The organism is Candidatus Walczuchella endosymbiont of Icerya purchasi (assembly GCF_964030875.1).
In the GTDB taxonomy this organism is placed as follows: domain Bacteria; phylum Bacteroidota; class Bacteroidia; order Flavobacteriales; family Blattabacteriaceae; genus Walczuchella.
Map to the genome: position 1 here is coordinate 195,408 of NZ_OZ034981.1, position 13,019 is coordinate 208,426.

At 33.1% G+C, this 13,019-nt stretch carries 10 protein-coding genes and 3 tRNA genes; 8 read left to right on the top strand and 5 right to left on the bottom strand.

The window, feature by feature from the left end; genetic code table 11:
- The first annotated feature begins 57 nt into the window (after positions 1 to 57).
- Positions 58 to 135: a hypothetical protein gene (locus AAHJ01_RS01550; RefSeq protein ID WP_425286282.1), complete on the top strand. Its 78-nt coding sequence runs from the start codon at positions 58 to 60 to the stop codon at positions 133 to 135.
- Between the two features lie 708 nt (positions 136 to 843).
- Here the strand turns inward: AAHJ01_RS01550 and mnmG are convergent.
- Positions 844 to 2,712 carry a tRNA uridine-5-carboxymethylaminomethyl(34) synthesis enzyme MnmG gene (gene mnmG / locus AAHJ01_RS00975; RefSeq protein WP_342226764.1) on the bottom strand — a complete coding sequence of 623 codons (1,869 nt, stop codon included), beginning with the start codon at positions 2,710 to 2,712 and terminating at the stop codon, positions 844 to 846.
- An 18-nt stretch (positions 2,713 to 2,730) separates the two neighbouring features.
- A complete protein-coding gene (ybeY, locus tag AAHJ01_RS00980; protein ID WP_342226765.1) occupies positions 2,731 to 3,144 on the bottom strand; it encodes an rRNA maturation RNase YbeY in 414 nt (137 codons plus the stop codon).
- 186 nt (positions 3,145 to 3,330) lie between these two features.
- Here ybeY and AAHJ01_RS00985 point away from each other — a divergent pair, with 186 nt between their 5' ends.
- Positions 3,331 to 3,465, top strand: a complete 135-nt coding sequence (locus tag AAHJ01_RS00985) for a hypothetical protein (protein WP_342226766.1) — start codon at positions 3,331 to 3,333, stop codon at positions 3,463 to 3,465.
- Positions 3,466 to 3,523: 58 nt separating this feature from the next.
- On the opposite strand, the gene AAHJ01_RS00990 is transcribed toward AAHJ01_RS00985, so the two are convergent.
- Both AAHJ01_RS00990 and AAHJ01_RS00995 read right to left on the bottom strand, forming a co-directional pair.
- Positions 3,524 to 3,595 (bottom strand) — tRNA-Cys (locus AAHJ01_RS00990).
- A 28-nt stretch (positions 3,596 to 3,623) separates the two neighbouring features.
- On the bottom strand, positions 3,624 to 4,640 hold the full coding sequence (locus tag AAHJ01_RS00995; protein ID WP_342226767.1) for a 2-oxoacid:ferredoxin oxidoreductase subunit beta: 1,017 nt from the start codon (positions 4,638 to 4,640) through the stop codon (positions 3,624 to 3,626).
- A gap of 136 nt (positions 4,641 to 4,776) precedes the next feature.
- On the opposite strand from AAHJ01_RS00995, the gene AAHJ01_RS01000 reads away from it, so the two are divergent.
- Positions 4,777 to 4,850: transfer RNA gene (locus AAHJ01_RS01000), tRNA-Asn, on the top strand.
- Positions 4,851 to 4,865: 15 nt separating this feature from the next.
- Positions 4,866 to 4,940, top strand: a tRNA-Pro gene (locus tag AAHJ01_RS01005).
- A gap of 103 nt (positions 4,941 to 5,043) precedes the next feature.
- On the opposite strand, the gene AAHJ01_RS01010 is transcribed toward AAHJ01_RS01005, so the two are convergent.
- The gene (locus AAHJ01_RS01010; RefSeq protein ID WP_342226768.1) at positions 5,044 to 8,511 is read right to left on the bottom strand and encodes a class I tRNA ligase family protein; all 3,468 of its coding nucleotides are present in this window, start codon (positions 8,509 to 8,511) and stop codon (positions 5,044 to 5,046) included.
- A gap of 383 nt (positions 8,512 to 8,894) precedes the next feature.
- Between AAHJ01_RS01010 and tsaB the strand changes: the two genes are divergently transcribed.
- The 4 genes from tsaB (at position 8,895) to der (ending at position 12,975) form a co-directional block, all read left to right on the top strand.
- Positions 8,895 to 9,536, top strand: coding sequence for a tRNA (adenosine(37)-N6)-threonylcarbamoyltransferase complex dimerization subunit type 1 TsaB (tsaB, locus tag AAHJ01_RS01015; RefSeq protein WP_342226769.1), 642 nt, complete (start codon positions 8,895 to 8,897; stop codon positions 9,534 to 9,536).
- Positions 9,537 to 9,993: 457 nt separating this feature from the next.
- Entirely contained in the window at positions 9,994 to 10,896 is a 903-nt protein-coding gene (locus tag AAHJ01_RS01020) for a ribose-phosphate pyrophosphokinase (RefSeq protein WP_342226770.1), read from the top strand.
- 7 nt (positions 10,897 to 10,903) lie between these two features.
- Positions 10,904 to 11,491, top strand: coding sequence for a 50S ribosomal protein L25 (locus AAHJ01_RS01025; RefSeq protein WP_342226771.1), 588 nt, complete (start codon positions 10,904 to 10,906; stop codon positions 11,489 to 11,491).
- A gap of 176 nt (positions 11,492 to 11,667) precedes the next feature.
- Positions 11,668 to 12,975 (top strand): ribosome biogenesis GTPase Der, encoded by a 1,308-nt coding sequence (der, locus tag AAHJ01_RS01030; RefSeq protein ID WP_342226772.1) that lies wholly within the window; start codon positions 11,668 to 11,670, stop codon positions 12,973 to 12,975.
- The last annotated feature ends 44 nt before the right edge of the window (positions 12,976 to 13,019 follow it).

Genomic DNA, 13,019 nt, shown 5'->3' on the forward strand with positions numbered 1-13,019 from the left:
AACTTCCCAGTAAAGGAGTAACAGTCCCGCTGTAAATTAATGGCTCTAGCGGCACTTATGACGTCTAAATGTGCCATAGTCAATGTTCCTTTCGTAGGTGCAAAGGGTGGTTATAGATCCGCAAACTTTTCCTGAAGAATATATTGAAAAAATTCCGCGCCGTTACAATTATCGGTCCAGTACTGGATGTCCCAGCACCTGATTATAAATTAGTTGGATTATCATTAAAGCCTGGGGAAGTGGGGCGTTACCGTATGGACCAACAGAGCTTTGCCAAGCTAGAGAAGAAATAGTATCATCATCCAAGGACTAGGAAATGTAGTATATCACGCTGCAAAGTTTTTTTTACGAAGCTGGTGCTAAAATAATAGCGATAGCTGAGAGAGAGGGGGCAACGAAAATGGATTAGCATATCCACATGGAAAATATATTCAAGATAAAGGCTAAGGCTATTGAATGCGACATTTTAATTACCTCTGCTCTAGAAAATATAGGTAATGCAAAAATTAGGCAGCCAATGGTCCTATGATGCCGATGAGGTTATGAATCAGAGAGGTATTATTATCATTCCGTATGTTTATCTAAATGCTGGTAAAAAATCTAAGTAAGGTGCGCTACGGGAGATTAGAAAAACGGTTTAGCGAAAATATTAATGCAGAAATTATTCGTGAACGTATAAGTGAAAAGAATATTTAAGAGAAAAATCTGTGAAATTTCCCTTATTCGCAGTGGTCTAGAAGATACTATGATCAATGAAATAAAACATATACCTGACTTGCAGACCAGGCATTTGTTCTCGCTATTGGAAATAAACACTTAGGTCTATTTACAGAATATAAAATATTAACGATTAAGATAAATCAGAAGTGCACTAATATCTGCTGGAGAAACTCCACTAATTCTTGAAGCTTGTCCAATGGAACGAGGGTTCCGATAAACCAGTTTCTCTCTTGCTTCGGATGATAGAGCTCCTATGATTCCATAATCAAAATTATCTGGAATACCAATGTTTTCAAGACGTGAAATTTTAGCGGCCATGTTCTTTTCACGTTCGATATAGCCTTTATATTTAATTTGGATAGACACTTGCTCAAGTTCTTCTTCGTTTATAGAATGCAAATTTCTATAATATTGGAAAATAGAAAGATGATAAAAGTCTTTGATGGAAATTTCTGGTCGTGAAAGTAATGAAGATAACCGAATCGGTTGAGAAAGTAGTGTACTTCCTTTTTTTTCTAAAATTATATTTACGACATCAGGATGTAAATTTGTCTCGTAGAGAAAATTCACGCAATCTTTTATCAATTTTAACTTTTTTTTAAGTTTTTTAATCCGATCTTCTTTAGATAATCCTAATTTATACCCTACGGGTGTAAGCCGTTCGTCGGCATTATCTTGCCTTAGCAATATTCGATGCTCAGCCCTAGAAGTAAACATTCTATAAGGTTCTTCAGTACCTTTAGTTACTAAATCATCAATTAATACTCCTATATAAGCTTCATGTCTATGTAAAATAAATGGTTCTTTTTTATTTATTTTTAAATGGGCATTTATCCCAGCTATAATACCTTGTGCTGCTGCTTCTTCATAACCTGTAGTTCCGTTAATTTGTCCAGCAAAGAATAAATTTTTTATCAGTTTCGTTTCGAGAGAATGATTTAATTGTATTGGTGGAAAGTAATCATATTCTATAGCATAACCTAATTTTAATATCTTTACACGTTCAAATCCAGGAATTTTTCTCAATGCTTCGCACTGAATCTCTTGAGGTAGAGAAGTAGAAAACCCATTAACATACATTTCTGTAGTATTCCAACCTTCTGGTTCTACAAATATTTGATGATGATGACGTTCATCAAAACGATAAATTTTATCTTCAATAGAAGGACAATAACGAGGTCCTATTCCGTGGATCGATCTATTGAATATAGGTGAACGTTTAAAACCTGAACGTAATATATCATGAACTATATCAGTGGTCTGAGTGATATAACAACTACGTTGCTTTTTTAAAGCAGGAGTATTGATATAAGAAAAATTTTGAGGGTTTTCATCACCTATTTGTTCAGACATAGTTGAATAATCCAATGACCTTCCATCTACTCTTGGAGAAGTGCCTGTTTTCATTCGTCCGGTTAAAAAACCTAAATATCTTAGTTGTTCAGTAAGTCCTGTAGAAAATTTATCCGAGATACGTCCACCACGATATTGTTTTTCTCCGATATAAATCATCCCGTTAAGGAACGTCCCGCTAGCAAGTATTACTGCCCTACTTGTAATCTCTATTCCTAGTGCTGTTTTAACACCTAGGATCTTTTTTTTTTGGATCAAAAGTTCTGTGACTGAATCTTGAAGAAAGTCTACTTTTGGTAAACTCTCTAATTTGAAACGCCATGTTTCAGAAAAACGCATACGATCTAACTGTGCTCTTGGGCTCCACATAGCAGGACCTTTTGATCGGTTAAGCATTCTGAATTGAATCATGGTTTCGTCTGTAATAATACCAGAATAACCACCTAAGGCATCTATTTCACGAATCATTTGTCCTTTAGCTATACCACCCATTGCAGGATTACAGGATAGATATCCAATGGTTTGGAGATTCATGGTAATCAAAAGAACAGAAGATCCCATTCGGGATGCTGCAGCAGATGCTTCAGCACCAGCATGGCCGCCACCTATTATAATAATATCATAAATAGTGGAAAACACTCTTTGTATAATTAAAACCTATAAGTTGAGTAAATTTAAATAAAAGTCTTCTTTTGCATGAAGAATTAACCTCTCTTTATACAGATTATCTTTGTAACCTAATAAATGCAGAATAGCATGTGCCATTACCCTATAAAGCTCTATATCAAAATATTGCTTCCATTTTAAAGCATTATATTTGACTCTTTCTATACTAATGAATATATCTCCGGATATTTGTTTTTTTTTAACATAATCGAATGTAATAACATCAGTGTCAAAATCTTTATTAAGATAACTTTTATTTATTTTTAATAAATATTGATCATTGCAAAATATAAAATTTAGATTGGAAATATATGCATTTTCCTTTTGGATTATATTTTTTAACCATTTTTTTAATTTTTTTCTATTATAAATCTTAAAATTGGTCTCATAAAAATAATGGATCATCGTAGTATAGCGACTTTACTAATAGAAAGAAAAGTTGGACAGGAGATATAAAGGAGTTAGTATATCGATACCTTATTCGTTAAAAATTCTTCCGTTGGGTGTGGAATATATTCAAGACCAGGCCAGTACTTAGGTATTAACACAAAAAAATAACTACACAAGAGGCTTTGGGTCACACTGCAAATTATGCTGCAGGTCAATAAAGCACTGCAAATTATGCTGCAGGTCAATAAAGCACTGCAAATTATGCTGCAGGTCAATAAAGCACTGCAAATTATGCTGCAGGTCAATAAAGCACTGCAAATTATGCTGCAGGTCTGATATTATCACCTAAAAATTGCTTAGTTTTTTTTTAGATTAACGGGAACGCTTGTTATAGAGGCACAGAGCGGAATCGAACCGCTATAAAAGGTTTTGCAGACCTTTGCCTAGACCATTCGGCCACAGTGCCTACAGTGCCTGGTAAGGATAAGATAACATTATATTTTCCAATGTAAATCTCCACTAAGCAGTATGTCCAGTGACATAGGATGGTTCTTCTGTGCAAGAGAAATTTGATCATGAAATAGCATGTCATAAGTAGTACGTTCTTCTTTATAAAAGACCCCAAAAGGACGAGGAAATTTTTCATCTCCTGGTGTACCAAAGAATCTCGTTAAAATCTCTGCTTTCGGACGATCATTTTCATCATGGATCCAAATATCTGAAAAACTATAAGAACTTTCTTGTAGAGAAATTACCTTAGGATATATACCGTCAAGACGTATGCCATATTGTTTTTCATAACCGAATATCATCAATTCCCCTTGCTTAAGAGAAAGTGTATGATTAACTTTTTTACTTTTTTCAGTAAAATTTTCAAAAACTCCATCATTAAAGACATTGCAATTTTGATATATTTCTAAAAAAGAGGTTCCTCTGTGCTCTTGTGCTCTTAGTAACATATCACGTAAATGTTTAGGATCTCTATCCGTAGTTCTTGCTATAAAGCTAGCTCCAGCTCCTAATACCAAACTCAACGGATTGAATGGATAATCAATGGTACCTAATGGAGAAGATTTTGTCTTAAACCCTAACCTTGAAGTTGGTGAATGTTGTCCCTTAGTTAGACCATAAATCTCATTATTAAATAACAGAATATTTACATCTAAATTCCTCCTAAGTAGATGAATCATGTGATTTCCTCCGATAGAAAGTCCATCACCATCTCCAGTAATAATCCACACATTTAAATCAGGATTTGCGAGTTTAATACCTGTAGCTATAGCTGGAGCTCGTCCATGAATACCATGAAGACCAAAAGTATCCATATAGTATGGAAAACGTGAAGAACAACCTATCCCTGAGACAAAAACTATTTTTTCCTTAGGAAAGCCTATTTCAGGTAAAATAGTTTGGACCTGTTTTAAAATAGAGTAGTTTCCACAGCCTGGACACCATTTAATATCTTGGTCAGAAGAAAAATTTTTATGGGGATATTTTTTTATGATTTGCACGTTACAAGCATTATAACGAACTAGGGCTAAGTTAAGCTAAGCGCGGAGTTGCTCCAGTAAATTATGACTTATCTAGCTAGCTTGTGATTTTGATCATCACAAGATAAATACTACATTTGTAAGAGAGAATTAAGTATCTTCAGTAGCTCAGTTGGTTAGAGCACCTGACTGTTAATCAGGGAGTCGCGGGTTCAAGTCCAGCCTGGAGAGCGATTAGTATCTGTACGGGGTGTAGCTCAGTTTGGGTAGAGTGCATGCCTGGGGGGTGTGTGGTCGCTGGTTCGAATCCAGTCGCCCCGACTTAAGAATAGATTACATTATAAACGCTCTTTATCAAAAAGGTCGGATAAGTATCCTCAGTACCATTGTTTTTGTCGTTTATATCAGCATGGAAAGATCTTCTTTAGCCTTTTTTACTAAATTTTTTAACGAATATTCTTAGAGTTTCTCCCTCAAAATCTACCATGTCTCCTAAGTTATAATCTAAGGATAGAGAGACGGAAAGAGTTTCTTCGCAAATATACTCTCTGTGTAATTTTATAACTTTTTCTAGTTCAGGAGAAGCTGCAATAGATAAAATAATTTGATCAGTTATCCCTAACTCTTTCTTTTTACGTATATTCTGTATTCTATTGATCAATTCTCTAGCTATTCCCTCATAACGTAATACGTTATCTATTTCTAGGTCGAGAACAACAGTTATCTCCTTGTCGGAGGCTATTAACCAATTTTTAGATGTCTTTATTACAATATTCACCTCTTTTATAGTGATCTTTTCTTTAATACCTTCTATTTCTATAATAGAATGGCCATATTTTTCCATATGATCAATTTGCTGTTGAGTAAATTTTTTAAGAATATCAGAAATAATCCGTGTACGTTTACCAAATCTAGGACCTAACATCTTAAAATTAGGCTTTATTTCCCTAATAAAAAATTGACTGTAAGCTTTGTGGGTTAAAAATTTAATTTCCTTAACATTTACTTCCTGTTTAAGAATCTCGTAAAGACTAAAAATCTCTTCTTCAAAAGAAGAAACAAAAATAATTAATTTTCTAAGAGGTTGTCTAACCTTTATGTTCTTTTTTTTTCTAAAAGAGAAAACTATTGAAGTGACGCGTTGTGCCAAATGCATACATTTTTTTATCCGTTTGTCGATAATTTTTTCATAATATTTAGGAAAATAAGCCAAATGTACACTTTCAAAAAAATATTTTTTAGTTGTATATACTAAATTCATGTAAAGTTTATCAGAAAAAAAAGGTGCTATAGGAGAACTCATTATGGATATTGTAAGCAAACAATCGTATAACGTCTGATAAGCAGACACTTTATCTTTAGAATATTTTTCCTTCCAAAATCTCCGACGACAAATCCTAATGTACCAATTACTCAAATCGTCAATTACAAATTGAGAGATAATCCTAGTAGCACGAGTAGTATTATAGGTATCATAATAAATTTCTACCTTCTTAATTAACTGGTGTAATTCTGAAAGAATCCATCTGTCCATCTCAGGACGTTCTACTATAGGAAGAAAATTTTCTTTATAACAAAATCCATCTATATTTGCATACATTGCAAAGAATGCATAAGTATTATAAAGAGTTCCAAAAAATTTTCTACGGACTTCATCAATACCGGATATATCGAATTTCAGATTTTCCCAAGGTTGTACCTTTGAAAGCATATACCAACGGGTCGCATCAGGACCAAACAAGTCTAATACTTCAAAAGGATTCACAGTGTTTCCCTTGCTTTTGGACATTTTATGTCCGTTTTTATCGAGTACTAAACCAATAGCCACTACATTTTTATAAGCTACTGACTTAAAAAGCATAGAAGAAATAGCATGTAAAGTGTAAAACCATCCACGAGTCTGGTCAACCCCTTCCGCTATAAAATTAGCAGGATAAAACTTTCCTTTATCTATTTTTTCATGATTTTCAAAAGGATAATGCCATTGTGCAAATGGCATAGCTCCTGAATCAAACCACACATCAATTAAGTCAGACTCTCTATGCATTGGGGTCCCCCTAGTAGAAACTAAAATAATATCATCCACAAATGGTTTATGCACATCAACTTTTTGGTAATTTTCATTGCTCATATCTCCAGGGACAAAATATTTTAGAGGATTTTCTTTCATGAATCCAGCCTTAATTGATTTTTCTATTTCAAACCTCAATTCTTCAAACGATCCTATAATTCTTTCTTCTTTATGTGTCCGCCATATTGGGAGCGGAACTCCCCAATATCTTGATCGGGAAAGATTCCAATCGTTAAGGTTTTCAAGCCAGTGATTGAAACGACTAGTTCCAGTAGAAGTAGGAACCCAATGAATATTCTTATTGAGGTAAATAAGATCAGATTTAGCGGCAGTAGTTTTAATACACCAAGTATCTAAAGGATAATAAAGTATCGGTTTGTCTGTACGCCAACAATGTGGATAATAGTGTTGATATTTCTCAATTTTAAAAACTTTTCCTTCCCTCTGCAATATGGCAGACAATTCTACGTCCACTGAAAATTCAGTAGATTTTTCCGTATTGTAGTATTCATTGCGAACATATTTTCCAGCAAATGGTTTAGGTAGACGTTGAATAAAACGTCCTTGTACATCTACCAAGGGTAGAGCTTGTTTTTTTACAGAATCCCATACTAACATAGGAGGTATTTCATTTTTCTGAGCTACTTCAGCGTCATCAACCCCAAAAGTTGGTGCAATATGTACAATACCTGTACCGGTATCAGTAGTAACAAAATCTCCGGAAATAACTTTAAAGGCATTTTTTTTCCTTTCGTAGGGAATTACCCAAGGTAATAACTGTTCGTAACGGCTTCCTACAATACTTTTTCCGTAAAAAGTCTTTATTATTTTATAAGGGATTTTATGATCTCCTTTTTGATCTCCTTTTTGATCTCCTTTTTGATCTCCTTTTTGATCTCCTTTTTGATCTCCTTTTTGAAATACTTCTAATGAAACGTTGGATGATACTGGAAAGTATTTATCATAAAGTATTTTACTAATCAAAACCTTGGCTAATATAACATACATCCTTTCAAAGGAATAGGAATTAAATGTATCTATCACTAGATATTCTATATACGGACCAATAGTAAGAGCAGTATTTGAAGGAAGAGTCCAAGGGGTAGTAGTCCATGCTAAGAAATAGACATTTCTTGTTAGTACTTTTAAAAAAGTAGGAAGACTCTCTTTTATAGCTTTAAACTGTACCACAATCGTGGTATCAGTAATTTCTTTATAAGTACCAGGTAGATTAAGTTCATGTGTGCTCAATCCAGTTCCAGCAGCCGGAGAATAGGGTTGTACAGTGTATCCCTTATATAAGAATTTTTTTTTATAGAATTGCTTCAAAATCCACCATAGACTTTCTATATATTTTGAGTGATAAGTCATATACGGAGTTTTATGATCTATCCAATATCCTATTTTATCAGTAAATTTTTTCCATATACTAGTGTAACGCATCACATATATAAGACAAGTCTTATTATATTCTTCTACACTAATTTTTTTACCGATATCTTCTTTTGTAATATTAAGTTCTTTTTCGACGCTAAGTTCTATGGGTAATCCATGTGCGTCCCAACCGGATTTACGGTATACTTTTTCTCCTTTTAAAGTATGATATCTACAAAATACGTCTTTTATAGTACGAACCATTACATGGTGAATACCAGGATATCCGTTTGCTGATGGAGGGCCTTCATAAAATACATAGACATTTCTACCTTCCCGGTAGGTAATGCTTTTCTCAAAAATATTGTTTTTTTTCCAGAAATTGTCTATTTCTGAAGCCCATTGATTAAGATTAAATTTATTATATTCTTTAAATGTTTTAGACATAACAAAAAATCTCATTATTGAAATAATTCTATTAGGGATATTTATAATCTACCGGATTAACTATAGCTAAAACAGAATTTGAGGAGCGTAGTTGTGCAACTTTAGAGTGTTAGTGTTTATTAGCCGGACGAGCAGCTACGTTTCCACATAATACCATGCTTACGGGATCCGCTAAGGTATACGCTACGGGATCCGCTAAGGTATACGCTACGGGATCCGCTAAGGTATACGCTACGGTATCCGCTAAGGTATACGCTACGGTATCCGCTAAGGTATACGCTACGGTATCCGCTAAGGTATACGCTAAGGTCTGTACAATTATTCATTTTTTAACCCGATAGCTATAGACAATCTTATCTTGCTTACTAAAAACAGGTTATTTGATGGCGATTATACTTAATATAGAAACTGCAACTAGAAATTGTTCTGTATCTCTAGTTCAGAATGGCATTTTACAAATTTTAGTTGAAGAAAATTCTAAATATTATTCGCATTCTGAAAATCTCCATAAATTTATGGATTATGTATTTAAAAAGTCTGCTATAAGTATTTATGAACTCAATGCTGTTTCTGTTAGTAAAGGTCCTGGTTCTTATACTGGTCTTAGAACAGGAGTTTCTGCGGCTAAAGGTTTGTGTTATGGTTTAAATATTCCACTAATAGCTATAGATACTTTAACGATTATGGTACATGGGTTCAATGCTAATCAAGGAATATTGATTCCTATGATAGATTCACAAAGAAACGAGGTTTACACTGCAATTTTTAATAAAAAAAAGATGACAACTATTGAGGCGAAAATTCTTGATGAGAACAGCTTTATAGAATATACAAAAAATCAAATTTATATATTTGGAGATGGAGCACAAAAAGCTAAAAAGTTGTTAAAAATATCTGCGTATTATTGGCCAGAATTTTTTCCATCTGCAAAATACATGAGCTCTCTTTCCGAAGAACGTTTTCAGCAACATAAATTTGAGAATATTGAATCTGTTGAACCTTTTTATTTAAAAGATTTTTTGTAAATTAAAATATACTTTTATTCCATACAATTTAAGGATTCTTCTTTGTAAAAAGAGGAATGCAAGCACAACCATGGATAACATCCAGTTTAGTTTTCATTACTTGTAAACGCACATCATGAATAGAAGCAACTTTTCAATTAATGGTGGTTCATTAACGAGGCATGAATATACGTACATCATTAGTGCCTATACCGAACGTCATTTACTAAACTTCACCGATTAGCTCAAAGATTAAGAAATGAACGTGTGAACCTATAGTATGATATCTGGAGTTCCTAAATGGGGAATTACCTCTTGTTATTTTAAGTATTGCATAGAAGGAAAAAATACACAACGTATATATTGCATTGGAGACTGTTATTCTCTGTCAAAATATTCTAGAAAACATATATAAAACATTTTATTTTTTGTACGTTATCATTTATGTCTTTTTATATTAGAAAAATTCTATATGATAATGTCAAACAAATCTATTTTGTTCTCTACAAGAAACAGTAAAGATTTATCTAAAAAAATTTCTTCATTATATGGTGAATCATTAGGAGATATTAATTTTATTGAGTTTGAAGACGGGGAGTATGAGCCATCGTTAGAACAATCAGTTCGGGGAATGCGTGTTTTTCTTATTGGTTCAACGGTTCCTCCGGCAGATAATTTAATGGAACTTCTCTTAATGTGCGATGCCGCTCATCGTGCATTAGCTAAGGAGATTATATTAGTAATTCCTTATTTCGGTTGGGCTCGTCAAGACCGTAAAAACAAATCTCGTTCTCCAATTGGCGCTAAACTCGTTACTAATCTTATAGAAGCCTCCGGAGCTACACGTGTAATAACTATGGATTTACATACCGATCAAATACAGGGTTTTTTTAAAATTCCTATAGATCATTTATATGCCTATAAGATTTTTATGAAATATGTAAAATCTCTTAATTTACAAAATATTACTATAGCTTCCCCAGATATTGGTGGAGCTAATAGAATAAAAAACTATGCGAATGATTTGAATGCTGACAGGGTTATCTGTTATAAGGAAAGAACAAAGTCCAATAAGATTGATAGCATACACCTAATTGGTGAGGTTAAAGGTAGACATGTCATATTAATTGATGATATAGTAGATACGGCAGAAACTATAACTATGGCAGCTGACTTGATAAAAGAACAAGGTGCAAATAGCGTCCGTGCTATAGCTACTCATCCAGTCCTTTCAGGGGATTCTTATGAAAGAATAATCTCTTCTTGTCTTGAAGAGTTAGTAGTTACTGATAGTCTCTCTATTAAGAGAATTTCTTCATGTAAGATAAAAGTTCTATCTAGCGCTGCTCTTTTTGCCGATGCAATATCTTATACACAATAAATAATCTATGAAATCTATAACCATCCTAGTGGAAAAAAGAAACAACGTAGGAAAAAAATTCACTAGATCCTTACGGAAGATTGGGAAGGTTCCTTGTGTTGTGTATAGTAATGGAGAAACTTTTCATTTTTCCACTCCTCTATCCATATTAAAACATATTGTTGATACACCTGAGACATATACAGTAATCATTGAATGGAAAGAGGGAGGAAGAATTGAAACAATTCTGAAGGATGTTCAATTACATCCTATATCCGATATTATCTTACATGCAGATTTTCTTAAACTACAAGAGAACAAACCTATCGTTGTAGAGATCCCAGTAAAAATCATAGGAAGATCTATAGGAATAGCACAAGGTGGACAACTGTATATAACTCTTAGAAAACTTAAGATCAGAACTATTTTAAAAAATTTTCCAGATTATATAGAAATTGACATTACCTCTATAGGTATAGGTGGAAAAATATTGGTGAAAGACCTACTTACAGACAGATATAGTATTCAACATCCTAATGAGACGCTAATATTAGCGATAAAATCCTCACGGGAAGTAGAAAAGATTTCTAAGACTGAGAAATCAAATAATGAATGAGGTGCAGTAGTGGTAAGTAACTAGATTGTACGTTAACCTTGTATAATGTGTGCTGGGGGTGATACTAATGTAGCGATCCATCCTAACCTTTGTTGGTTAGGGAACATTCCGAATGTTCTATTTATATTTTTTGGCTATACAAAATTCTCTGGTTTTACATTATTAAATATCTGTATATGCATCCTATTATTGCTATAGTAGGTCGTCCTAATGTCGGAAAATCTACTCTTTTCAACCGGTTTTTAGGTAGTCGTGACGCCATTATAGATTCTATTAGTGGTGTTACACGAGATAGACATTATGGCATTTTAGAATGGAACGGCCGTCTATTTACTGTTATAGACACGGGTGGTTATATTACTGATTCTAAAAATCAAAATAAATTTTTATCCGAAATCCAAAAACAGGTCGTTATAGCTGTAAAAGAATCTGATATAGTTCTTTTTATGGTAGATGTTAAATCAGGGATTATGGACGAAGATTATCAGGTAGCTAAATTATTACGTGAATATCAGAAACCAATTCTTTTAGTTGTTAATAAAGTAGATAGCGTTAAATATATCCCGAAGACTCTAGAGTTTTATGCTCTTGGATTCGAATGTTATTATTGTATTTCAGCTATTAGTGGTAGTGGTAGTGGTGAACTCTTAGATAAACTTGTGACTATGCTTCAAAAAAGCTATACACAGGAATCCTGTTTGGAAACACTACCAAAAATAGCTATAGTAGGACGACCTAATGTTGGAAAATCGACCTTAATGAATACCTTATTAGGAGAGGAACGTCATGTGGTTACCGATATTTCTGGAACTACACGTGATTCTATACAAGTTCACTATTCCCGTTTTGGGATAAAATGCATATTAATAGATACTGCTGGTATTCGTCAAAAATCTAAAGTTAGAGAAACTATAGAATTTTATTCTGTAATACGAGCGATACGTGCTATAGAAAATTCTGATGTTTGTTTACTGATGATAGATGCTCAAAGAGGATATGAAGTACAGGATTTGAATATTTTTCGTTTTATTGAAAAAAATAAAAAGGGGGTAATTATTCTAGTAAATAAATGGGATATGATCGAAAAAGATCATCATACACACTTAGTGTATGAAAAGATAATTAAAAAAAATATAAGCAATGTAAAAGAGCTGCCTATTTTATTTATTTCATCTATTACAAAACAAAGAATTTCAAAAACTCTTGAAACTGCGTTGAAAGTATATAAGAATCGTTGGAAAAAAATAAAAACCAAATGTTTAAACGAACTAATGTTACCCATCATTCATGCTACGCCCCCCTGTTCCATTCTACATGTAAATATCAAGTATTGTACTCAGTTACCTACTAATACCCCGAAATTTTATTTTTTTACTAATAAACCTAAATATATAAAAGAAAATTATAAACGTTTTATTGAAAACAAATTAAGAAAAAAAATTGATTTTAAAGGAGTTCCTTTGACTATTTATTTTAATAAATAAGTAATACGTCTTTGTGTTACGTTGTTTAGTTAAGTTTCGATTAG